Source organism: Sphingomicrobium arenosum (assembly GCF_026157085.1).
GTDB lineage: Bacteria > Pseudomonadota > Alphaproteobacteria > Sphingomonadales > Sphingomonadaceae > Sphingomicrobium > Sphingomicrobium arenosum.
This window is the reverse complement of the sequence record NZ_JANPVN010000001.1, coordinates 2,150,549-2,170,383: the sequence shown is the minus strand read 5'-3', so window position 1 is coordinate 2,170,383 and position 19,835 is coordinate 2,150,549. Positions and strand designations below refer to the sequence as shown.

At 66.0% G+C, this 19,835-nt stretch carries 25 protein-coding genes and 1 pseudogene; 14 read left to right on the top strand and 12 right to left on the bottom strand.

The features are described 5' to 3' along the window. The first annotated feature begins 55 nt into the window (after positions 1–55). The 5 genes from NUW51_RS10910 to NUW51_RS10890 all read left to right on the top strand — a co-directional run bounded on the left by NUW51_RS10910 (position 56) and on the right by NUW51_RS10890 (position 4,872). Positions 56–1,069, top strand: coding sequence for a CorA family divalent cation transporter (locus tag NUW51_RS10910; RefSeq protein ID WP_265587550.1), 1,014 nt, complete (start codon positions 56–58; stop codon positions 1,067–1,069). A 65-nt stretch (positions 1,070–1,134) separates the two neighbouring features. Beyond that, positions 1,135–1,800: an SDR family oxidoreductase gene (locus NUW51_RS10905; protein WP_265587549.1), complete on the top strand. Its 666-nt coding sequence runs from the start codon at positions 1,135–1,137 to the stop codon at positions 1,798–1,800. Between the two features lie 29 nt (positions 1,801–1,829). Then, entirely contained in the window at positions 1,830–2,906 is a 1,077-nt protein-coding gene (locus NUW51_RS10900) for an isoaspartyl peptidase/L-asparaginase family protein (RefSeq protein WP_265587548.1), read from the top strand. Continuing rightward, entirely contained in the window at positions 2,903–3,784 is an 882-nt protein-coding gene (locus NUW51_RS10895) for a S1/P1 nuclease (protein WP_265587547.1), read from the top strand. The genes NUW51_RS10900 and NUW51_RS10895 overlap by 4 nt, the downstream gene beginning before the upstream one ends. Before the next feature lie 71 nt (positions 3,785–3,855). Continuing rightward, positions 3,856–4,872: a DUF6624 domain-containing protein gene (locus tag NUW51_RS10890; RefSeq protein ID WP_265587546.1), complete on the top strand. Its 1,017-nt coding sequence runs from the start codon at positions 3,856–3,858 to the stop codon at positions 4,870–4,872. A 3-nt stretch (positions 4,873–4,875) separates the two neighbouring features. On the opposite strand, the gene NUW51_RS10885 is transcribed toward NUW51_RS10890, so the two are convergent. Together NUW51_RS10885 and NUW51_RS10880 are read right to left on the bottom strand one after the other, a co-directional pair. Then, entirely contained in the window at positions 4,876–5,142 is a 267-nt protein-coding gene (locus NUW51_RS10885; RefSeq protein WP_265587545.1) for a hypothetical protein, read from the bottom strand. Beyond that, the gene (locus NUW51_RS10880; protein WP_265587544.1) at positions 5,142–5,342 is read right to left on the bottom strand and encodes a toxin-antitoxin system HicB family antitoxin; all 201 of its coding nucleotides are present in this window, start codon (positions 5,340–5,342) and stop codon (positions 5,142–5,144) included. Before NUW51_RS10880 ends, NUW51_RS10885 begins: the two co-directional genes overlap by 1 nt. A 106-nt stretch (positions 5,343–5,448) precedes the next feature. On the opposite strand from NUW51_RS10880, the gene NUW51_RS10875 reads away from it, so the two are divergent. Further along, entirely contained in the window at positions 5,449–6,363 is a 915-nt protein-coding gene (locus tag NUW51_RS10875; RefSeq protein WP_265587543.1) for an isoaspartyl peptidase/L-asparaginase family protein, read from the top strand. Positions 6,364–6,366: 3 nt separating this feature from the next. On the opposite strand, the gene NUW51_RS10870 is transcribed toward NUW51_RS10875, so the two are convergent. The 6 genes from NUW51_RS10870 to NUW51_RS10845 all read right to left on the bottom strand — a co-directional run bounded on the left by NUW51_RS10870 (position 6,367) and on the right by NUW51_RS10845 (position 10,318). Beyond that, on the bottom strand, positions 6,367–7,500 hold the full coding sequence (locus NUW51_RS10870; protein WP_265587542.1) for a GNAT family N-acetyltransferase: 1,134 nt from the start codon (positions 7,498–7,500) through the stop codon (positions 6,367–6,369). Next, a complete protein-coding gene (locus NUW51_RS10865) occupies positions 7,475–8,203 on the bottom strand; it encodes a glycerophosphodiester phosphodiesterase family protein (RefSeq protein WP_265587541.1) in 729 nt (242 codons plus the stop codon). Before NUW51_RS10865 ends, NUW51_RS10870 begins: the two co-directional genes overlap by 26 nt. Then, positions 8,178–8,639: a RidA family protein gene (locus NUW51_RS10860; protein ID WP_265587540.1), complete on the bottom strand. Its 462-nt coding sequence runs from the start codon at positions 8,637–8,639 to the stop codon at positions 8,178–8,180. The genes NUW51_RS10865 and NUW51_RS10860 overlap by 26 nt, the downstream gene beginning before the upstream one ends. A 31-nt stretch (positions 8,640–8,670) precedes the next feature. Continuing rightward, on the bottom strand, positions 8,671–9,420 hold the full coding sequence (locus tag NUW51_RS10855; protein ID WP_265587539.1) for an SDR family NAD(P)-dependent oxidoreductase: 750 nt from the start codon (positions 9,418–9,420) through the stop codon (positions 8,671–8,673). Then, positions 9,417–9,983, bottom strand: a complete 567-nt coding sequence (locus NUW51_RS10850) for an HAD family hydrolase (protein ID WP_265587538.1) — start codon at positions 9,981–9,983, stop codon at positions 9,417–9,419. Before NUW51_RS10850 ends, NUW51_RS10855 begins: the two co-directional genes overlap by 4 nt. Before the next feature lie 68 nt (positions 9,984–10,051). Then, a complete protein-coding gene (locus NUW51_RS10845; protein ID WP_265587537.1) occupies positions 10,052–10,318 on the bottom strand; it encodes a DUF3572 family protein in 267 nt (88 codons plus the stop codon). Between the two features lie 52 nt (positions 10,319–10,370). Here NUW51_RS10845 and NUW51_RS10840 point away from each other — a divergent pair. After that, positions 10,371–10,727, top strand: a pseudogene (locus tag NUW51_RS10840) (response regulator); the annotation flags it as partial. Between the two features lie 161 nt (positions 10,728–10,888). Here the strand turns inward: NUW51_RS10840 and rpmG are convergent. Beyond that, positions 10,889–11,056, bottom strand: a complete 168-nt coding sequence (rpmG, locus tag NUW51_RS10835) for a 50S ribosomal protein L33 (protein WP_265587536.1) — start codon at positions 11,054–11,056, stop codon at positions 10,889–10,891. Between the two features lie 193 nt (positions 11,057–11,249). Between rpmG and NUW51_RS10830 the strand changes: the two genes are divergently transcribed. Together NUW51_RS10830 and NUW51_RS10825 are read left to right on the top strand one after the other, a co-directional pair. Beyond that, positions 11,250–11,741 (top strand): Dps family protein, encoded by a 492-nt coding sequence (locus NUW51_RS10830; protein ID WP_265587535.1) that lies wholly within the window; start codon positions 11,250–11,252, stop codon positions 11,739–11,741. A gap of 33 nt (positions 11,742–11,774) precedes the next feature. Then, positions 11,775–13,361, top strand: a complete 1,587-nt coding sequence (locus NUW51_RS10825) for a cisplatin damage response ATP-dependent DNA ligase (protein WP_265587534.1) — start codon at positions 11,775–11,777, stop codon at positions 13,359–13,361. Between the two features lie 6 nt (positions 13,362–13,367). Here the strand turns inward: NUW51_RS10825 and NUW51_RS10820 are convergent, their stop codons facing one another. Together NUW51_RS10820 and NUW51_RS12850 are read right to left on the bottom strand one after the other, a co-directional pair. Beyond that, positions 13,368–13,691 carry a hypothetical protein gene (locus NUW51_RS10820; protein WP_265587533.1) on the bottom strand — a complete coding sequence of 108 codons (324 nt, stop codon included), beginning with the start codon at positions 13,689–13,691 and terminating at the stop codon, positions 13,368–13,370. A 201-nt stretch (positions 13,692–13,892) separates the two neighbouring features. Then, positions 13,893–14,756 (bottom strand): cold-shock protein, encoded by an 864-nt coding sequence (locus tag NUW51_RS12850; RefSeq protein ID WP_322597089.1) that lies wholly within the window; start codon positions 14,754–14,756, stop codon positions 13,893–13,895. Positions 14,757–14,998: 242 nt separating this feature from the next. On the opposite strand from NUW51_RS12850, the gene NUW51_RS10805 reads away from it, so the two are divergent. From NUW51_RS10805 to rpoN, 5 genes are read left to right on the top strand one after another with little or no spacing between them, the layout of a single operon-like run. Beyond that, positions 14,999–15,619 (top strand): ribonuclease D, encoded by a 621-nt coding sequence (locus NUW51_RS10805; RefSeq protein ID WP_265587532.1) that lies wholly within the window; start codon positions 14,999–15,001, stop codon positions 15,617–15,619. Between the two features lie 9 nt (positions 15,620–15,628). Beyond that, positions 15,629–16,267 carry an LPS export ABC transporter periplasmic protein LptC gene (gene lptC, locus NUW51_RS10800; protein WP_265587531.1) on the top strand — a complete coding sequence of 213 codons (639 nt, stop codon included), beginning with the start codon at positions 15,629–15,631 and terminating at the stop codon, positions 16,265–16,267. Then, positions 16,264–16,794, top strand: a complete 531-nt coding sequence (locus tag NUW51_RS10795; protein WP_265587530.1) for an LptA/OstA family protein — start codon at positions 16,264–16,266, stop codon at positions 16,792–16,794. The genes lptC and NUW51_RS10795 overlap by 4 nt, the downstream gene beginning before the upstream one ends. Continuing rightward, complete coding sequence (gene lptB / locus NUW51_RS10790; RefSeq protein ID WP_265587529.1) at positions 16,794–17,576, top strand: LPS export ABC transporter ATP-binding protein; 783 nt, start codon at positions 16,794–16,796, stop codon at positions 17,574–17,576. The genes NUW51_RS10795 and lptB overlap by 1 nt, the downstream gene beginning before the upstream one ends. A gap of 11 nt (positions 17,577–17,587) precedes the next feature. Next, positions 17,588–19,021 carry an RNA polymerase factor sigma-54 gene (gene rpoN, locus NUW51_RS10785; protein ID WP_265587528.1) on the top strand — a complete coding sequence of 478 codons (1,434 nt, stop codon included), beginning with the start codon at positions 17,588–17,590 and terminating at the stop codon, positions 19,019–19,021. Here rpoN and NUW51_RS10780 read toward each other — a convergent pair. After that, the gene (locus NUW51_RS10780) at positions 19,018–19,800 is read right to left on the bottom strand and encodes an endonuclease/exonuclease/phosphatase family protein (RefSeq protein ID WP_265587527.1); all 783 of its coding nucleotides are present in this window, start codon (positions 19,798–19,800) and stop codon (positions 19,018–19,020) included. The two genes, rpoN and NUW51_RS10780, sit on opposite strands and share 4 nt — an antisense overlap. Positions 19,801–19,835: the final 35 nt, after the last annotated feature.

Here is a 19,835-nt window from a genome sequence, read left to right as displayed (position 1 = left end):
GACGAACCCAAGGCGGGACTTGCGTCCATGTCGCGGCAATGCTCGTTTCGCCATCATGACCGACACCGATGCCGCGCCCGACGCGACCAGCCCGCTGCTCTTCGCCCGCCTGCTCGATGGCCAGGGCGGCGCCCGCCCGCTGGACTGGGGGGAGGCCCGTCACGCCGAGCCCGCGCCCGGCGAACTCTTGTGGATCCACCTGTGCCGCACGCACGAAGACGTCGAGCCGTGGCTGGAGACGCGGCTTGCCGTGCCCGAACCCATCGCCGAAATGCTCATCGACGACGGCAATCGCCCACGCGCCACCCGAGAGGGCGATACGCTCATCGCGGTCCTGCGCGGCATCAACTTCAATCCCGACGCCGAGCCCGAGGACATGATCTCGATGCAGCTGTGGACCGACGGGCGCATTTTCGTGACGCTGCGCCGCGACCCGCTCCAGACCCCGCGCGAGGTGGTCGGGCTGCTCGACAGGGGCATCGGACCGGTCGATGCCGGCGCGCTCGTCACCGAACTGGTCGAGCATCTCGTCGCCCGGATGAACCGCGCGATCGTCGACATGAACGAGGTCATCGACCGGTTCGAGGAGGCCGACCTCGACAATGAAGGCGACATGATCCTGTCGAAGACGAGCGCGATCCGCCGCAACTGCCTCGCCCTGAAGCGCCACATGGGACCTCAGCACAATGCGCTCGAGGCCATCGCCCGCGCCGACCTGCCCTGGTTCGACGTCGAGGACCGGCGCGAGATCGGCGAGACGATCGAGCGCCTGCGCCGCTATCTCGACGATATCGACGTGTCGAAGGAAAGCGCGCTGGTGCTGCAGGACGAACTGCGCGCCCGCGCCCTGGCCTCGTCGGAGCGCACCAATTCGCTCCTCACCCTCGTCGCCTCGGTGTTCTTGCCGTTGGGCTTCCTCACCGGCCTCCTCGGCATCAATGTCGCGGGAATGCCCGGCACGAACGACAGCCACGCCTTTTGGAACGTGGTGTGGATCTGCGGGCTGCTGCTCGTGTTGCAATGGGGCGCCTACATGGGTTGGCGCTGGTGGACCGGCCATCGCCACTGAGCTTTCTGGAACCTTGCGGGGCACTGCCAGCGTTGGCGGGCTGAAGCTTCAAGGAGACCAGAGCCATGCCCACCGTCCTCATCACCGGCGCCAGCCGCGGCATCGGCCGCGAATTCGCGACTCAATATGCCGCCGACGGCTGGGACGTCATCGCCACCGCACGTAGCCAGGGCGACATCGCCGACCTCGGCGGAATCGAGGGCGTGCGCGCGCACCGGCTCGACGTCCTCGATGCAAATGAGGTCGACCGCTTCATGGGCGAATTAGGCGATCAGGTGGTCGACGTCTTCATCAACAATGCCGGCATCTACGGCCCGCGCGAGCCCGAACGCGACGGCTGGCTCGAGCTGATGGAAGTCAATGTCATCGCCCCCACCCTTCTCGCCCAGCGCCTGCGCCCCAATGTCGCCAAGTCCGAGCAGAAGAAGATGGTCGTGCTGACCAGCAAGATGGGCTCGATCGCCGACAATTCGTCGGGGGGCTCCATCCCCTATCGCTCGTCCAAGGCGGCGGTGAATGCAGCCTGGAAGAGCCTCGCACATGATTTTCGGAGCGACGGGATCGCCGTCGCCATGCTCCACCCCGGCTGGGTCGAGACCGACATGGGCGGCCCCAATGCCTTGATCGACACCAAGACCAGCGTCTCGGGCCTAAGGCAGCGGATCGAAGAAACCACTCTCGACAATACGGGTCGCTTCGTGGCCTATGACGGCGCCAACATCCCGTGGTAGCGCCGCTGCCGACCCGCTAGGAGACCTTCATGTCGCTTCTGATCGCCCTGACGCTGGCCACTGCTGCCGCCACCGACGCCGCCGACCATCACGATGAAGCGCCGACTTCCGAACCGCGCTGGTCGATCGTCATCCATGGCGGCGCGGGCACGATCCTGCGCGAGAATATGAGCGCCGAGAAGGATGCCGAAATTCGCGCCGCGCTCGATGCGGCTCTGCGAGCAGGCGAAGCGGTGCTACGCGATGGCGGCTCGTCGATGGACGCCGTGACCGCTGCGATCACGCTGCTAGAGGACGACCCCAATTTCAATGCGGGGCGCGGCGCGGTCTTTACCTGGGAAGGTACCAACAGCCTCGACGCCTCGATCATGCGCGGCGACACGCTGGAGGCCGGCGCGGTCGCGGGCCTGTCGACCACCCGCCACCCCATCCTCGCGGCGCGCGCGGTGATGGAGGACAGCCCCCACGTCCTCCTCTCGGGCGAAGGCGCCGACACCTTCGCGACGCAAAAGGGCCTCGAACAGGTCGACCCCGCCTATTTCTACACGCAGGAGCGCCACGACGCGCTGATTCGCTACAAGGCGCATGTAGAGGCGCAGGAACAGCTCAGCCAGCTCGACATCGACCATAAGTTCGGCACCGTCGGCGCGGTCGCGCTCGACGTGCATGGCGTCATCAGCGCTGGCACCTCGACCGGCGGCATGACCGGCAAGCGCTGGGGCCGCATCGGCGATTCGCCCATCATCGGCGCGGGCACCTATGCCAACGACCGCTGCGGCATTTCGGCGACGGGGACGGGCGAGAAATTCATCCGTTTGTCGGTCGCTCACGCCATCTGCACGATGGACGTTTCCGCCACGCCGCCCGCCGAGGAATTGGCGAAACGCGGCACGACGCTGATCATCCCGCTCGCCCCGCATCAACAGCTGCAGCGGGCTGCCGATCACCTGATCGCCCGCGTCGGCGAACTCGACGGATCGGGCGGCGTTATCGGACTTTCCTCGACTGGTGCGCCCATCTACAGCTTCGACACACCCGGCATGTATCGCGGCCATTCGACCAGCCAAGGCTGGCGCGCCGTCGCCATCTACAAGGACGAAGAATGATCCGTTTCCTCGCGGCCCTGTGCACGGCCGCATCGCTGTTCATCGCGAGCCCGGCCGCCGCTTATTGGGAATATGGCCACGGCCTCGTCGCGCGCATCGCCCTCAATGAGGTACGCCCCGAAACGCGCGCCGCGATCCTCGCGCTGCTTGCCGAGGGCGATCGGCTCGAGACCGACGAATGCCCGATCGACACCGTCGAACTCGCCAGCATCTGGGCCGATTGTATCAAGGGCATGCCCGACCGCTATGGCTATGCCTCGCCGTGGCACTATCAGAATGTCAACATCTGCAAGCCCTTCGACCTCGGCCCGCCCTGCGAGGGCGGCAATTGCGTCGCCGCACAGGTCGAGCGCAACGCCCGCCTGCTCGCTGACAAGAGCCTGCCCACCAGCGTGCGCGTCGAGGCGCTCGCCTTCCTCCTCCATTTCGTCGGCGACCTGCACCAGCCGATGCACGCGGGCGACATGGCCGACCGCGGCGGCAATGCGGTCGACGCCCATTACGGCCTCATCCCCGAGACCAATCTCCACGCCATCTGGGACGGCTATCTCGCCGAGCGCAGCTTCACCACGCCTCCTGGCGGGCCGGAGGGGATCGTCACCGGGTATAGCCGCGCCGAGCTCGATGGTTTCAAGGCAGGCGACGTCGTCGACTGGAGCCGCGAGATGTGGACGGTGTCGAAGGACTATGCCTATCCGCTGCTCCTCGATGCCGACCCGTGCGATGCCGAGGTCGAGCGCCCGGTGCTCAGCCAGGCCGACATCGAGACGCTGATCCCGGTGATGCGGGTGAGCGCGGTCAAGGGCGGCATGCGCCTTGCCCGCCTGCTCGATGAGGCGCTGATCGACGGCACGGCCCCTCGCTTCCGTCGCTTCTGACCCGCTGTTCGTAGAAAGCCGGGCGACAGCCCCCTTCCTCCCCATAGCCTTCGCGCCAGAGGGAGACGTTCATGCTGCTGACTATTGCTGTCGCCATCGCTTTCACCGACCCGGGCCCCGCGCCCGCGCCGCCCGAAGCGCTCGCGCCCTATCTGGCGGAGCATGGCGAATTCAAGCGCAGCGGCGGGCTCGAGTGGCTCGGCGGCGCCTTCGCCGACGCCCCGTCCGAAGAACGCGTCCTCTATGCCGAGGCGATGGCCTGGCATGCTCAATGCCGTGACTGGGGCCAGGCGCGTTCGGAGGCCGAGGTGGCCAAGCGGGGCATGGAGCAAACGCAGCCGATCACCTATTCCATCGCTGAATGCGGCGCGCTCCACCCCGATTGGCGCGAGACGGTCGAAGAGTTCGACGATCGCGCGACCTTCCTTGAGGCACTCGGACGCTGGGAAGCGTATCTCGCCCACCGCTATGCCGTCATCGATGCCGTGCGCGCCGTCACGCCCGACCCCGCGTCCCCGCATTATGCGCGTGTGGTCTCGCCGCTTGTCGAGACGACCGATCAATTCTTCATGAGCGATTTCTTCGCCGCCCCTCGCGACGGGCTGGATGCGGCAGAGCGCAAATTGGCGTGGCAGGTCTATCGCGACGCCATCGACCGCGAGATCCGGCGGAATGTCACGCTGGTCAAACCGATACTCGCCGATGGATGGCCAGCGGCCGACACGCTGACCGTCGATGAGCAGACAGCGCTCTTCTATACCGTCCAGCATGCCGACGGGGTGCCGTGGTTCCAGCTCGACGCGCTCGACGCCATGCGCGCGGCGCTTGCTCGCGGGAACGTCAAGCCGCACCAGGTCGCCATGCTCACCGACCGGGTGATGATCGAATTGCGCGGGGAACAGCTGTACGGTTCGCAATTCCGCGACCCGCATCAATGCGATGGCGAGCGGCACATCCCCAATGGGCTCATCGACCCCGAGGGTCTCGCCGAGCGGCGTGCCGAGATGGGAATGGACCCGATGGAGGACTATCTCGAGCGGCTCCACAGGTTGCCCTCGGGCAATCCCTGCGCTGTCGACGCAGACTGACGCCTACCAGGTGCCGCCTTCGCGGTCCTCGCCCATGCGCCATTTCCAGCCGCCCGTCGTTGTCCTCTTGGCGATGATGAGGAACGCGCCCGTCAGCGCGGCCATCACCGCGATAAAGGCGATCATGCTGCTCTCGGCGAGGAGCAAGGCGGCGGCCAGCGCCGAGGAAAGATAAAGCACCAGTACGACCCAGCCCTGCCAGCTTCGCGGCCACCCCGCGCCATAGCCGTAGCGCTTGGCATAGAACCAGCCGTTCGACCCGTCTTTCATCACTCGCCCTCCTGCTTGCGCGGACGTCCGCGCCGCACCGGGGGCGGCGCATCGACCCTGACGCCGCGCGCGCGCAGGGCCTCGACCAATAGGGCCTCGATCTCGGCATTTGTCGAGCGCAATTCGATTCCCGCCAGCATCTCGATCTTGTCGAACAGGGCGGGGTCGAGCCGCAGGGGATAGGCTTTGCGCTGGGCCATGCGCGTTCATAACGCGGTGAATGAAAAATAGATATCAGATATTCTTGTCGCCGTCTTAACCCACGCGCCTTGGCAAATTGCCTCTACCCGGTCTAGGCCGGTCGCCATGTGGAAGCTCATGATCCATGGCGGCTCCGGCGCGATGCGGCCAGGCCATCTCGACCCCCAGCACGAACGCGATGCGCGCGCCGGCCTGTCCGATGCGCTCGAAGCGGGCGCGGCGATCCTATCTGACGGCGGCAGCGCGGTCGATGCGGTCGAGGCCGCCGCCCGAGTGCTCGAGGAAGATCCCGCCTTCAACGCCGGGCGTGGCAGCGTGCTGGCCGCCGACGGCCATGTCGAATGCGACGCCGCGATCATGGACGGCAACGGCCGCCACGCCGGGGCGGTCGCAGGGCTGCGCTCGACGCGGGCCCCGATCAGCGCCGCGCGCAAGGTGATGGAGGACAGCCCGCATGTCCTCATCGCGAAGGAAGGCGCCGACGAATTCGCTCGCGAGGCCGGGCTCGAACAGGTTGCCAACAGCTGGTTCGTCACCCCCGAGCGGCGCCGCCAATTGGACGAGCTTCTCGCGCGCGGCCACGACGCCTTCGATGCCGAGATCAAATATGGCACCATCGGCGCGGTCGCGGTCGATGCAAACGGCCATGTCGCCGCCGCCACCTCGACGGGCGGGCTCACCGCCAAGAAATGGGGCCGCATCGGCGACTCGCCCTTGATCGGCGCGGGCACCTATGCCGACGATCGTGCCGCCGCCGTGTCGGCCACCGGGCTCGGCGAAATCTTCATCCGCGCCGCCGCCGCGCACGAAATTTGCGCGCGCATGCGTTTTTGCGGCCATGATCTGCAAAAGGCGCTCGACGACGTGCTGGCCGAGATCAGCGAGATGGGTGGCACTGGCGGCCTCATCGCAGTCTCCCCCGAGGGCGATGCCGCATGGAGCTTTACCACGCCCGGCATGTACCGCGGCCTTGCCGCGCACGACGGGACCCGCGAGGTCGCTGTCTTCGGCGAAGAATAGGGTTCAGCCCTTGCGGAAGGGCAGTTGCTCGGCCGCCCACGCCAACTCCTGCGTCACCGCCACTTTCTCGCGCTCGAGGAAATCCGCCACCGCCGCGCGAAATCCGGGGTCGGGCAGGTAATGCGCGCTATAGGTGCGAACGGGCTCGTATCCCCGCATCAGCTTATGCTCGCCTTGGGCGCCGGCTTGCACGGTCTTGAGCCCATGCGCGATCGCCCAGTCGATGGCGCGATAATAGCTCAGTTCGAAGTGCAATCCGGGCCGGTCCACCACCGTCCCCCAATAGCGCCCGTAGAGCGTGTCGGCGCCGACGAGGTTGAGCGCGCCTGCCACCGGCACCCCCTCCTCGCGCGCGAGGAACAGCAGCAGCGCATCGCCCAGCGCCTCGACCATGCCGTCGAAAAAGGCGCGCGTCAGATAGGGGAAGCCCCATTTGCGGCTCCCCGTATCCTGATAGAAATGCCACATCGCCTCGACCGCCTCGGGTCCGATCTCGGCGCCGCGCAGCGTCTCGATCTCCAGCCCCTCCACGCTGCGCGCCCGCTCCTTGCGAATATTCTTGCGCCGATTGCTCGACAGCTGGGCGAGAAAGTCGTCGAACGTCGCATAGCCGCGGTTTCGCCAATGAAACTGCACGCCTTCGCGGACCAGCCAGCCGCGCGCTGTGAACGCCTCGCGGTCGGCCTCTTCGATAAAGGTCGCATGAACCCCGGACAGCCCGTTCTGTACCGCCGCCGCCTCGAGCCCCGCGATAAGCGCCGCCCGATCCCCCAGCAATCTGGGTCCCGGACAGGGGGTGAATGGCACCGCCACCTGGAGCTTGGGATAATAGTCGCCGCCCGCCCGATCATAGGCATCGGCCCAGCCGTGATCGAAGACATATTCGCCTTGGCTGTGTGCCTTGAGATAGGCGGGCGCCGCGCCCACGACCTCGCCCTCGCGATCGACGAGCATGTACAGCGGCGACCATCCCGTCCCCTCGCCGACGCTCAAGGTATCCTCGAGGAGCGACAGAAATGCATGGCCGACGAACGGATCAGCCGTGCCCGCCAGCGCGTCCCACCGATCTGCCGAGACGCCATGGATCGACGCCAGCAGCCGCGCGCTCAATTCAGGGTCGGGTTCGCGGGTCGCCATCGCCTTCCCAGATGGGGGCGTCGACGAACTTGGCAAGCCTTGCCGCCTGTTCGGGCGTGCGCGCGGTCCAGCTGTAGACCGGCATCTCGCCGCGCGCCGATTGCACCCAACCCCGGTCGACGAGGCTGACCTTCACCGCGAGAAACTGCGGCTGCGCGCGTTGCCTCTTGTCCCAGCGTCGCAGCGCGACGTCACGGTCCGACAGAACGAGTCCACGCCGCACCTCGGGCGCGGTGATCCGCACGAAGCGCATCGCCCGCGCGGAAAAGCTCATCACCCCGACCGGCCCCTCGTAGCCGCTGAGCGCGCGCAAAGCGGCCGCCGCGACCCGTTCGCCATTGCGGTGCTCTTCCTTCAATTCGACGAGGATCGGCACGCGCCCGTCGACCAGCTCGAGCAACTGCGCGAGGCTCGGGACCCGCTCGGCGGACGTGCCGATCGACCATCCGCCGATCGTTTGCGCATCATGGTCCGCCAGCCGGTGCTCGTTACCGCACAAACGCCTCCCGTCGCGGTCGTGAAAGACCATGGCGGTGTGGCAGCCCGACAGCTGGATATCGCATTCGATGCCGCAGCCCCGCGCGATCGCCGCCTCGAAGGCTGCCAGCGAATTTTCCGGAATCGATTCGTCATGCAGGCCGCGGTGGGCGAACCCACCCGGCCCGGGATCGAGGGGATCAGTCCCTGATCTTGACGATCGCATCGACCTCGACCGCGACGCCGAGGGGGAGGGTGTTAACGCCGACTGCCGAGCGCGCATGACGCCCGGCCTCGCCGAACACCTCCTGCATCAGGTCCGACGCGCCGTTGACGACCTTGGGCTGGTCGGTGAAGTCGCTCGCCGAATTGACGAAGCCGCCCAGCTTGACGATCTTCTCGACCCGGTCGAGGTCGCCCAGCGCCGCCTTCATCTGCGCAATCAACATGATCCCGCAGCGCCGCGCCGCCGCGATGCCGCCGTCGAGATTGACGTCCTCGCCCAGCGTGCCGAGAATGAGCGAGCCATCCTCGCGCATCGAGATCTGGCCCGAGACGTGGAGGAAACCGCCCGCTTCGACCGCGGGAAGGTAGGACGCCACCGGGGCGGCGGGTTCGGGCAGGGTGATGCCCAGCTCTTGCAGTTTTGCTTCGATCGACATGGCCTCGCCCTGCCTCCTGCGCGTGTCAGCGTCAAGACTCGCGGTGCACGGCAAAGCCCGCGAAACTCTGGTTGGTCGGCATGACTTCGAGCCGGTTGATGTTCACATGAGCGGGCAGCATCGCGCACCAGCGCACGGTCTCGGCAATGTCCTGCGCGGTCAGCGGCGCCATGTCGGCATAAAGCTGGTCGGACGCGGCGTGATCGCCGCCATTGCGCACCAGCGTGAATTCGGTCTCGACCATGCCCGGCTCGATCGACACCACGCGCACCCCGGTGCCGGACAGATCGCTACGCAGGCTCAGCCCGAATTGCGTCAGGAAGGCCTTGGTCGCGCCATAGACCGCGCCGCCGCGATAGGGATAGCTTCCCGCCACGCTCGACAGGTTGATGATGCTGCCCTTGCGCTCGATGAGGCTCGGCAGCAGCGCCCGCGTCAACGTGACCAGCCCGTCCATGTTGGTGTGCATGGCATTCAATTGCGCCTCGAGCTCGGCGTCCTGAAAATCGTCCATCGGCGGCGCGAGCCCGGCATTGTTGAGAAGGAGGTCCACCCCCTGCCAATCCTCGGGCAGCTGGCGCACGATGCGCTGCAGGTCCTCGAGGTCGCGCATGTCGCCGGTGATCGGCAGCAAGCCATCGCCCAATTCCTCGCCCAGTGCCTCCAATCGGTCCTTGCGGCGCCCCAGCCCGATGATCCGCCAGCCCTCGCCCGCGAGCGCGCGCGCCGAGGCTGCGCCGATGCCCGAGGTCGCCCCGGTGATGAAGGCAGTACGGCTCATGCTTTCCCCCATTGGTCGAGAATCCACTGTGTCGCCAGGCCCCAGTCGTCGATTCGCGCATGCGCATGGCGCGATGGCGGCACGGCAGGGGCAAGGCGCGGTTCGGCGACCATGTGCAGCCGCTTCACGCCCGGCGCATGCTTGGCGACCGAACGGTGCTGGACCGACAGGTCGTCGACGAACACCGCCCGGCTCGGGTGATGCTTTCGCAGCAGCTCCATCACCGGGCGTCCCTTGCCGCCGCGATTGGTCACCACCTCGTGATCGAGACCGAAGCCCTTCAACTGCTCGACGCGGAAGCCATGCGCTTCATGGCCGATGTTGGTGAGGATGACGATATCGCCCTGCTCGCCCAGCGCCCCCAGCGCCTCGGCGGCACCCGGCACCAGCGTCTGGCGATGCATCTCGCCGCGGAAGAATTTCTCGAGCAGCGGCCAGACCTCTTCCTCGGGCACGAGATGACCGCCCTCATGATAGGTCAGCCCATCGGCGAACTTGCCGCTCTCGAGGTTGAAACGGATTCCCTCGCTCTCGGCGAGCCAGTCCTCGAAATGTGCGACCATGTGCAGTAGCACCTCGTCGCAGTCGCAAATGAGTAATGGCCGCGATTGGCCGCGTGACGTCGTCCTATTCATCGGTCGAGCAACGCATGGGCGCGCACGAGTTCCTCGGGTCTCACCCCGATTTCGGCGGCAACGTCGAGAAGGTCAGGCTCGTGCGCCTCGAGAAAAGCGAGGGTGGCGGCCAGCATCGTCGGATCGCTCGCTCCCGCGCGCAGCGCTTCGACGCTGAGGCCGGTGGTGCTGAGCAAGCGCTCGGCCCTGCGCTGTTCGCCCAGAGTCGCGGCGAGCGCCCGAAGGCCCAAGATGTGGGGATCGTTTGGATTTTCGGGCATCATCGCCTATTGCGCCTGAGGAACGGTTGGTTTTCGCGTGAACGGGGTGCGCCACATGGCTCGGATCATGATTGTCGAGGACAATGCCCTCAACATCAAGCTGTTCTGCGATCTTTTGAATGCGCATGGCCATGACACGCGCGGCGTGACCGACAGCCGCGAGGCGATGGACGTCGCGCGCGAGCTGAAACCCGACCTCGTCATCACCGACATCCAGCTGCCCCATGTCGACGGCATGGAGCTGATGCGTCTCCTGCGCGCCGATGCGGAGTTGTGCCGCGTGCCGATCATGGCGGTGACGGCCTATGCCGGAGAGGGCGACGACGAGCGTATCCGCGAGGCGGGTGCGCAGGCCTATGTCTCCAAGCCCATCTCGGTGGCGCGTTTCGCCGAAACCGTCGATGCGCTGCTCGCCGAGGGCCCGCTTCCCGAGGATTGTCCCGAGGAAGCCACCGCGCCCGTTTCGCAGACGCAGGAAAACGGGGCCGCAAGCGACCCCGTTCCTCCCGCTGCCGGCTGAACCGGTGCGTCGATCAAGGCGATTCGCTCCTCCCGAAGGACGAGCGAGCCGGACTACTTGATCTTGGCTTCCTTGAACTCGACATGCTTGCGCACGACGGGATCATATTTACGGAAGCTCATCTTTTCGGTGATGTTCCGCGGATTCTTCTTGGTGACATAGAAGAAGCCCGTGTCGGCAGTGCTGACGAGCTTGATCTTGACGGTTGCCGGCTTGGCCATGGTCTATCCCGCTAGAAAACAGTGAAAAAAGAAAGGCGGCGCAACAGGCCGCCCCGGATCGAGCGCGTCTTTGTCGCATTGACGCGATTCTGTCAAGTGAGCGGGTCGATCCCTGTGAGCGACAAACTCCCTAGAACCCGGCGCCCCGGCCATTCGTTGACTGCCCAAGAGACGATTTGAACGGAGAAAGACAATGACGACCGCCAAGCTGGCCACCCCGACCGACCTCAAGTCCAACAAGATCGAGGATGTCGCCTCGGGCCTCAACCGCGTGCTTGCCGACAGCTATGCGCTCTACCTCAAGACCAAAAATTTTCACTGGCACGTCTCGGGCCCGCATTTTCGCGACTATCACCTGATGTTCGATGAGCAGGCGGCCGCCATTCTCGGCACCACCGACGCCATTGCCGAACGCGTGCGCAAGACGGGCAACACCAGCTTGCGCTCGATCGGCGACATCGCCCGCCACCAAACCTTGTCCGACAATGACGAGGAGTTTGTGGCTCCGGCCACCATGCTCAAGGAACTGCGCGACGACAATCTCGCGCTGGTCGAGTCCCTGCGCGAATTGAAAGATGTCGCCGACGCGGCCAAGGACAATGCGACCAGCGCCATCGTCGATGAATGGACCGACGCCGCCGAAGAACGCGCCTGGTTCCTCTTCGAGGCCGCCCAAAAGGGGTAGGAGCGAATCGCGGCGGCGAGGGGTTGAGCCTCCATGCGTCCGTTCAGCCAGCTCCTCGACGACCTCACCTACACGCGCAGCCGCAATGCCAAGCTGCGCCGGATCGGTGACTATCTCAAGAGCCAGCCCGATCCCGATCGCGGGCTGGCGCTTGCCGCGCTGACCAATACGCTGGATATCCCGCATGTCAAACCCGCCGCCATCCGCGCGCTGGCCGAGGAGCGGATCGACCCCGTTCTCTATAAGATGAGCCGCGACTATGTCGGCGATTCGGCGGAGACGATCTCGCTCCTGTGGGACCAAGCCGCCGACGGGCGACCGATGATCGACGATGGCACCATCCGCCTGTCCGACGCGGTCGCGCAGCTGTCGGCGGCGAAGAAAGCCGACGCGCCGCGCCTCTTGGCCGACATGCTCGACCATCTCGACCCCTCGGGCCGCTATGCGCTGATCAAGCTGGCGAGCGGAGGGCTTCGTGTCGGCGTCTCGGCGCGCCTCGCCAAGGTTGCCTTTGCGCAAGCCTTCGAGCTCGACGTCGACCAGGTCGAAGAGGTCTGGCACGCCTTTGCGCCCCCCTTCACCGAATTGTTCGACTGGGCCGAGGGGCGGACCGAGCCGCCCGACGTCGCCGACCTGCCCGTCTTCCGGCCCTTCATGCTCGCCCACCCGCTCGAGGATGACGAGCGCATCGACCTTGCCGACTATGCCGCCGAATGGAAATGGGATGGGATCCGCGTCCAACTCGTGCGCGCGGGCGGTGAGACCCGCCTCTATAGCCGCACCGGCGATGATATCGGCGCCAGCTTTCCCGACGTCTGCGCCGCCTTCGAGGAAGAGGGCGTGGTCGACGGCGAATTGCTGATACGCGGCGATTATCAGGGCGGCGAAGCGGGCAGTTTCAACGCGCTCCAGCAACGATTGGGGCGCAAGACGGTAAGCGCGAAGATGCTCAAGGAGGCACCCGCCTTCGTTCGCCTCTACGATATCCTCATCCACGGCAAGGAGGACGTGCGCGCTTTGGGCTGGAGCGACCGCCGCGAGAAACTCGAGTCCTTCCTGCCCCGGCTCGACCCCGACCGTTTCGACCTCAGCGAGATCGTCGAGGCGCGCTCCTTCGACCATCTCGAGGCCCTGCGCGACGAAGCCCGCGATTCGGGCGTCGAGGGCTTGATGCTCAAGCGCCGCGATTCGCCCTATGTCGCGGGGCGCCGCACCGGCCTGTGGTACAAATGGAAGCGCGACCCGCTGACTGCCGATTGCGTCATGATGTATGCCCAGCGCGGCAGCGGCAAACGCTCGAGCTTCTTTTCCGACTATACCTTTGGCTGCTGGACCGAGGACGGCCAGTTGCTCCCCGTCGGCAAGGCCTATTTCGGCTTCACCGACGAGGAGCTCAAATGGCTCGACAAGTTCGTGCGCAACAACACCGTCAACCGCTTCGGGCCGGTGCGCGAGGTGGACAAGAGTCTTGTCCTCGAGGTCGCTTTCGATTCGATCCACGCCTCGGCGCGGCACAAGTCGGGGCTCGCCATGCGTTTCCCCCGCATCGCCCGCATCCGCGACGACAAGCCCGCGCACGAGGCCGACACCATCGCCGGCCTCGAGAAGCTGGTGACCTGAGGCGGCCTAGCCGTTGGCGCGATTGATCGCGTCGATGCGCGAATTGGCGGCGTCCATCCGCCCCGCACAGGATTCGAGCACCGCGCCGACATCGGCGCCCTGTAGCTTGGGCATGGCCGCCTTTGCCGCCGCAACGATCGCCTCGTCGCTCACCCCGCGCGCATCGATGCGCCCGAGATAGAAGGTCGACAGCGGCACCAGGCCGGCGCGGTCCGCACCCTCCTGCTGCGCCGCGAAGGACAGCGCCGAGACGCACTGCAGGTCATATTCGAGACTGGTGGCGTCGCTGATCGGCGCGCCCTGAAGCGCGAGGGCCATGAGGGTCAGCATGAAAAGTCTCCGGTTTTTTAGGAAGTTAGGGTTGATCTGCGGCGCAGGCTCTCATGCCTGCGGCTGCATCACAACCACTCTTTTTTCTTTTGTGAGACCAGTCGTGGTGGACAGACGACGCATCGGGCCGCACGCCCATCACGAAAAACGCCGCCCCCTTTGTCAGGGAGCGGCGTCATTCATTCGGTCGCTGTACGAACCCTAGCTCGAGGGCTTCAGGTTCACGGCGGCATATTTGCCGCGCTTGTCGACCTCGAGGTCGAATTCGAACCGGTCGCCCTCGTTGATCGAGGGAAGGCCGGCGCGTTCGACCGCCGAAATATGCACGAAGGCATCGGGCTGGCCGTCATCACGCTGGATGAAGCCGAAGCCCTTCATGGCATTGAAGAACTTCACGGTGCCGGTCGCGGTTTCACCGGTCAGCTCGCGGGTGTTGCCACCCGGGCCTCGGTCGCCGCCGCCGCCACGTTCGACCGCCATCGGCTCGCCCTCGATCTCGAGGTTGGTCGCGCTGATGCGGCCGCCACGATCGACGAGGGTGAAGTTGAGCGGCTGGCCGTCGGCAAGGTCCGAAAGACCCGCCTGCTCGACCGCGCTGATGTGCACGAAGACGTCTTCGCCGCCGTCATCGCGAACGATGAAGCCGAAGCCCTTCTGCGGATTGAAGAATTTGACGACGCCCTTGCCTTCGCCGACGACCTGCGGGGGCATGCCGCCACCACCGCCGCCACGATAGCCGCCGCCGCCGCCGCCACCGCCGCCGCGATAGCCACCGCCACCGCCGCCGCCGTAACCGCCGCCACGATCGCCGCCGCCGTAGCCGCTGCCACCGCCGCCGCCGTAGCCACCACCGCGGTCACCGCCGCCATAGCCGCCGCCGCCGCCGCCGCCGCCGCGGTAACCACCGCCGCCGCCAGCGCCGCGATAGCCGCCGCCGCCACCACCGCCGCTACGGTCGTCGAAACCGCCGCGTTCCTGGTAATTGTCTTCGCCGAAGAAACCGCCTTCACGCTTGTCACGACCACGTCCACCGCGGTCGCCCTTACGCCCTCTATCGTAACCCATGCCCGTCCAGACTTTATCATTCCGTCCCGGAAAAACTCGTGAGCGACAGGGGCCTACCGGGACCATCCCCCCGCCGCGAAAGAATCCGGGATTCGGCCCGCATTCATGATCATGCTTACACGATAAACCATGTCACTCCTACCGTTTCGTGGCATTTCGCCGCGGCAGGGGGTCTGGTCCTCGCACCGGGGTCCGGCTATGAGCGCGCCAGAACAGAGTATCTACGAGAGGAAGCTGCGGGAATGGCGGTATATTTTCACGAGGAAGACCTCCCCGACGACGTCACCTTCGGCGACGGGCCCATCGCGGTCGATACGGAAGCCATGGGTCTCATGCCCGGCCGCGACCGCCTCTGCCTCGTCCAATTGTCCGACGGAAACGGCGATGAACATCTCGTCCGATTCTCGCCCGATTCCGACTATGCCGCGCCCAATCTGAAGGCGCTGCTCGGCGATGAGGACCGCCTCAAGCTTTATCATTTCGCGCGCTTCGACATCGGCATCATGGCTGCCTATCTCGGCATCATGGCGGCGCCGCTTTATTGCACCCGTACCGCGAGCCGCCTCGTGCGCACCTACACCGACCGCCATGGCCTCAAGGAACTGGTCAAGGAGCTCTTGTCCGAAGACATTTCCAAGCAGCAGCAGTCATCCGACTGGGGCGGGCCCGACCTGTCCGAGGCCCAACGCGACTATGCCGCTTCCGATGTGCGCTTCCTCCATCGCCTCAAGGAAGAGCTCGACCGCCGCCTCCTGCGGGAAAGCCGGATGGAACTGGCGCAGGGCATCTTCGATTTCCTTCCCACGCGAGCGCTGCTCGACCTCGAGGGTTGGGACGAGGTCGACCTGCTGGCGCACAGCTAAGGGAGAGGCATGAGCCAGCTGGCCCGAGAGGAACGCGCGCAAAAGCGCCGCTGGGCCGAGCCGGGCAGCCGCCACGATTCGCTCGTCCGCCTCGCCAAATGGCTCCTGCCCGCCGCCTTCGTGGCGATATTCCTCGTCCTCACGATCGCGCCCTTTTCCAATCGCGAGGAAAATAATTTTATCCTCGACAAGACCGAGGTCGACCAGGCCGAGGAGCGGATGCGGGTGGAAAAGGCCCGCTATCGCGGCGAAGATGACGAGGGGCGCAAATTCCTCATCGTCGCCAATGAGGCGGTGCAGGAAACCAGCCGCGTGCCGATCGTCAACATCGCGGGCATGGCGGCGCGGCTCGATACCGAGGACGGCCCTGTCATCGTCCGCGCCCCGCGCTCGCGCTACGACATAGAACGCAAGATCATCGCCGTGCCCGGCCGGCTCAGCGTCACTGGCCCCGACGGCTATCGCCTCGACACCGCCGACGTCACGCTCGACCTCGATACCAAGATGCTGCGGTCCGACGGCGCGGTCTCGGGCGCAACCCGGCTCGGCACCTTCACGGCAGGCGGGCTCGCCGCCGATCTCGACGACCGTTCGGTCGCACTGACGGGCCGTGCCCGCTTGAAAATCGCGCAAGGGGCGGTCAGATGAGCAATATGCATGCCAAATCGATCATCGCCGCCCTGTTGCTCGCCGCCGCCACCGGTGCGTCGGCCTTTAAGCAGGACACCAATTCGGCGCTCGCGGGTCATGACATCAGCGCGCCCGTCGAGGTTGCGGCCGATCGCATCGAGGTGCAGGACCGCGACGATCGTGCGCTGTTCGTCGGCAATGTCGTCGTCCAGCAGGCGGGCCTCACGCTGCGCACCGCGCGGCTCAGGATCGCCTACGCCTCGCAGGGCGGGATCGACATCCAGCGGCTCGACGCCTCGGGCGGGGTGACCGTCTCCTCAGGTGCCGAGACCGCGCGCGGCGACTATGCCGTCTACGACCTCGATGGCGGCATCATCACGCTGGTCGGCGATGTCGAGCTGCGCCAGGGCCGCAACGAATTGCGTGGTTCGCGCCTGACCATCGATCTCGATTCGGGCCGCGCGGTCATCGACGGCGGTCCGCGCGGCGTGGACCAGCGCGGCGGGCGCGTCACCGGCCGCTTCACCGTGCCGGATCGCAATTGATGCACGATCAGGCCGACCTCCATCGGACCGACCTTTCCGAAGTCCCGGAGGAAGTCGCCTATCGCGGCCTCCAGGTGAATTCGATCGCCAAGAGCTATGGCAAGAATGTCGTCCTGAAGGACGTGTCGATGGCGGTGGCGCGGGGCGAGGTCGTCGGCCTCCTCGGCCCCAATGGCGCGGGCAAGACCACGAGCTTCTACTCGGTCATGGGTCTCGTCCGCCCCGATTCGGGTCGCATCGTCCTTGACGGAAACGACATCACCGGCCTGCCCATGTATCGCCGCGCCATCCTCGGCCTCGGCTATCTGCCGCAGGAAACCTCGATCTTTCGCGGCCTGACGGTGGAACAGAATATACTCTCGGTCCTCGAAATTTCCGAACCCGACCGCGCCGCGCGCGAGACCCGGCTCGAGCAATTGCTCGACGAATTCGGGCTCCAGCGCCTGCGCCAGAGCCCGGCGATGGCGCTCTCGGGGGGCGAGCGCCGCCGCTGCGAGATCGCCCGCGCGCTCGCCGCCAGCCCGTCGATCATGCTGCTCGACGAACCTTTCGCGGGCATCGACCCCTTGTCGATCGGCGACATTCGCGACCTCATCAAGGAATTGAAGCAGCGCGACATCGGCGTCCTCATCACCGACCATAATGTTCGCGAGATGCTCGACATCGTCGATCGCGCCTGCATCATCTATGACGGGCAGGTGCTGTTTCAGGGCACGCCTCAAGCACTCGTCGCCGACGCCGAAGTGCGGCGCCTCTACCTCGGCGAAAGCTTCGCGCTCTAGGGCCGACGCACATGGCGCTCGGCCCCTCCCTCGATATTCGCCAGACGCAGTCGCTGGTCATGACCCAGCAGCTGCAGCAGGCGATCAAGCTGCTCGCGCTGTCGAGCATCGAGATCGAGGCCGTGGTTGCGGAGGAACTGGCCAAGAACCCGCTGCTCGAGGAAGGCGGCGACAAGCCCGAGGCAACCACAGACGATGTCGGTGACGGCTTCGACGATGCCCCCGACCCCACCGGCGCCGATGATTTTTCGACGGGCGAGTCCGCGCTCGACTATGACGCTAGCGAGGCCGCGCGCGACACCGACAGCCTCCCCGACCTGCCGATGAACGAGGCAGGCGAGGCGTTCGACTTCGACCGCCTTGAATCGCGTCCGCACAGTCTGAAGGAGCATCTGCTCGACCAGCTGTCGGGCACGGGCGGCTCCATCGGGGCGCTCGCCGAAGCCATCGTCCACAGCCTAGCCGACACAGGTTATCTGGAGCGATCGCTGATCGATCTGGCGGACAGTCTCGGGGCGCCCGAGGCCGAGCTCGAAGAAGCGCTCGCGCTCGTGCAGGATCTCGACCCGCCGGGCATCGCCGCGCGCAGCCTCGCCGAATGCCTCGCGCTGCAGGCCAAGGCCGCCGACCGCTACGACCCCGCCATGGCGCGACTGATCGACAATCTCGACCTCCTCGCCAAGGGCCGCATGAAGGATCTCCTGCGCATTTGCCGCGTCGACGAGGAAGACCTGGCCGACATGGTCCGCGAATTGCGCGCCTACGACCCCAAGCCCGGCTGCCAATTCTCCTCCACCCCCGCGACCGAGATCGTCCCCGACGTCCTCGTGCGCGAGGGCAAGGATGGTTGGGAGGTGGAGCTCAACCCCGACGCCCTCCCCCGCGTTCTCGTCAACCGCGCTTATCATGCCGAACTGAAGGCCGGCGCATCGGACAAGGCATCGAAAGCCTGGCTCGCCGACCATCTGCAAAGCGCCAACTGGCTGGTGAAGGCGCTGGACCAGCGCGCCCAGACCATCCTCAAGACCGCGATCCAGATCGTGCGAGTGCAGGAAGGTTTCTTCCGCGAGGGCGTGTCGGCGCTCAAACCCCTCACGCTCGCTGCTGTCGCCGAGAAGGTGGAGGTGCACGAATCCACCGTCAGCCGCGTGACCTCGAACAAATATCTCTTCTGCGAACGCGGTCTATACGAACTTAAATATTTCTTCGGCTCGGGCGTCGGTTCGGCCGACAGCGAGGACGGCGCCAGCGCGCTCGCGGTCAAGGCCGCCATCAAGAAACTGATCGACGAGGAAGACAAGATCCTCTCCGACGATGCGCTCGTCACCCTGCTCCAGGGGCAGGGTTACGACCTCGCCCGCCGCACGGTGGCCAAATATCGCGAAGCGATGGGCATCGGATCGAGCGTCCAGCGCCGCCGCCAACGCAAGATGCAGGGCGGCTAGTCGGCCTTCACCGGCGGCGCGAACCCCACCTTGGCCCAGACCGGCAGGTGATCGCTCGCCGCTTTCGCTGCGACGCTGCGGTGCACGCCGCTCTCGAAGACGGTCAGCCTCTTGTCGACGAAGATCCGGTCCAATGTCGCGATGGGTTTTCGCGTATGATAGCTCGGACCGCAGGCCGCGCAGGCAAAGCGCTCCTCCAGCGCATCGAGGCTGTTCGCCCCCGTCCGCCATTCGTTGGTGTCGCCCGCGATGATCGTCGGACGATCATGCCCCAGCGCCTCGATCGTCTCGAGGAGATGCGCCACCTGCCGTTTCCGATAAAGACCCGACAGATCGAGATGCGCGCCGATCACCCGCAGCGGCTGGCCGTCCACCGTCAGTTGCGCGAGCAGCGCCCCACGCGGCTCGAGGCTGGGCAGATCGAGGCACATCGCCTCTTCCACCTCATGGTCCTCGCGCACGAGGATCGCATTGCCGTGCCAACCCAAATTGCGCGTATCTAGCCGGTCGAGGAATGGCTGCGTCAGCGGATGCTGGGGCACGAGATCGAGCAGCTTGTCATGGCTGCGTGCCGCCGGAACCGGGCGCCAATGGCCGTGCTCGGCAACCAGCTCGTGCGGCAGCGCCGCGCCGCGTGTACCCACGCGCTTGTCGGCTTCCTGCAGGACGACGATGTCGGGGTTTACCTCTTCGAGCACCTTCAAGATGCGCAGGGGATCGCGCTTGCGATCGGTGCCGAGCGCTTTCCTGATGTTGAACGAGGCAATGGTGAGGTTCATCGAGTCCTTTCGGGGGTCTGCATACCTATACAGAT

What these genes read in the sequence shown, in the direction of transcription:
- lptC (WP_265587531.1), top strand. Translation starts at nt 15,629, where the DNA reads ATGAGCCAGCTGGCCCGAGAGGAACGCGCGCAAAAGCGCCGCTGGGCC.
- NUW51_RS10865 (WP_265587541.1), bottom strand. Translation starts at nt 8,203, where the DNA reads ATGCGATCGTCAAGATCAGGGACTGATCCCCTCGATCCCGGGCCGGGT.
- rpoN (WP_265587528.1), top strand. Translation starts at nt 17,588, where the DNA reads ATGGCGCTCGGCCCCTCCCTCGATATTCGCCAGACGCAGTCGCTGGTC.
- lptB (WP_265587529.1), top strand. Translation starts at nt 16,794, where the DNA reads ATGCACGATCAGGCCGACCTCCATCGGACCGACCTTTCCGAAGTCCCG.
- NUW51_RS10780 (WP_265587527.1), bottom strand. Translation starts at nt 19,800, where the DNA reads ATGAACCTCACCATTGCCTCGTTCAACATCAGGAAAGCGCTCGGCACC.
- NUW51_RS10870 (WP_265587542.1), bottom strand. Translation starts at nt 7,500, where the DNA reads ATGGCGACCCGCGAACCCGACCCTGAATTGAGCGCGCGGCTGCTGGCG.
- NUW51_RS10845 (WP_265587537.1), bottom strand. Translation starts at nt 10,318, where the DNA reads ATGATGCCCGAAAATCCAAACGATCCCCACATCTTGGGCCTTCGGGCG.
- NUW51_RS10910 (WP_265587550.1), top strand. Translation starts at nt 56, where the DNA reads ATGACCGACACCGATGCCGCGCCCGACGCGACCAGCCCGCTGCTCTTC.
- NUW51_RS10820 (WP_265587533.1), bottom strand. Translation starts at nt 13,691, where the DNA reads ATGCTGACCCTCATGGCCCTCGCGCTTCAGGGCGCGCCGATCAGCGAC.
- NUW51_RS10900 (WP_265587548.1), top strand. Translation starts at nt 1,830, where the DNA reads ATGTCGCTTCTGATCGCCCTGACGCTGGCCACTGCTGCCGCCACCGAC.
- NUW51_RS10830 (WP_265587535.1), top strand. Translation starts at nt 11,250, where the DNA reads ATGACGACCGCCAAGCTGGCCACCCCGACCGACCTCAAGTCCAACAAG.
- NUW51_RS10795 (WP_265587530.1), top strand. Translation starts at nt 16,264, where the DNA reads ATGAGCAATATGCATGCCAAATCGATCATCGCCGCCCTGTTGCTCGCC.
- NUW51_RS10850 (WP_265587538.1), bottom strand. Translation starts at nt 9,983, where the DNA reads ATGGTCGCACATTTCGAGGACTGGCTCGCCGAGAGCGAGGGAATCCGT.
- NUW51_RS10905 (WP_265587549.1), top strand. Translation starts at nt 1,135, where the DNA reads ATGCCCACCGTCCTCATCACCGGCGCCAGCCGCGGCATCGGCCGCGAA.
- NUW51_RS10860 (WP_265587540.1), bottom strand. Translation starts at nt 8,639, where the DNA reads ATGTCGATCGAAGCAAAACTGCAAGAGCTGGGCATCACCCTGCCCGAA.
- NUW51_RS10885 (WP_265587545.1), bottom strand. Translation starts at nt 5,142, where the DNA reads ATGAAAGACGGGTCGAACGGCTGGTTCTATGCCAAGCGCTACGGCTAT.
- NUW51_RS10875 (WP_265587543.1), top strand. Translation starts at nt 5,449, where the DNA reads ATGTGGAAGCTCATGATCCATGGCGGCTCCGGCGCGATGCGGCCAGGC.
- NUW51_RS10895 (WP_265587547.1), top strand. Translation starts at nt 2,903, where the DNA reads ATGATCCGTTTCCTCGCGGCCCTGTGCACGGCCGCATCGCTGTTCATC.
- NUW51_RS12850 (WP_322597089.1), bottom strand. Translation starts at nt 14,756, where the DNA reads ATGGGTTACGATAGAGGGCGTAAGGGCGACCGCGGTGGACGTGGTCGT.
- NUW51_RS10890 (WP_265587546.1), top strand. Translation starts at nt 3,856, where the DNA reads ATGCTGCTGACTATTGCTGTCGCCATCGCTTTCACCGACCCGGGCCCC.
- NUW51_RS10855 (WP_265587539.1), bottom strand. Translation starts at nt 9,420, where the DNA reads ATGAGCCGTACTGCCTTCATCACCGGGGCGACCTCGGGCATCGGCGCA.
- NUW51_RS10805 (WP_265587532.1), top strand. Translation starts at nt 14,999, where the DNA reads ATGGCGGTATATTTTCACGAGGAAGACCTCCCCGACGACGTCACCTTC.
- NUW51_RS10825 (WP_265587534.1), top strand. Translation starts at nt 11,775, where the DNA reads ATGCGTCCGTTCAGCCAGCTCCTCGACGACCTCACCTACACGCGCAGC.
- rpmG (WP_265587536.1), bottom strand. Translation starts at nt 11,056, where the DNA reads ATGGCCAAGCCGGCAACCGTCAAGATCAAGCTCGTCAGCACTGCCGAC.
- NUW51_RS10880 (WP_265587544.1), bottom strand. Translation starts at nt 5,342, where the DNA reads ATGGCCCAGCGCAAAGCCTATCCCCTGCGGCTCGACCCCGCCCTGTTC.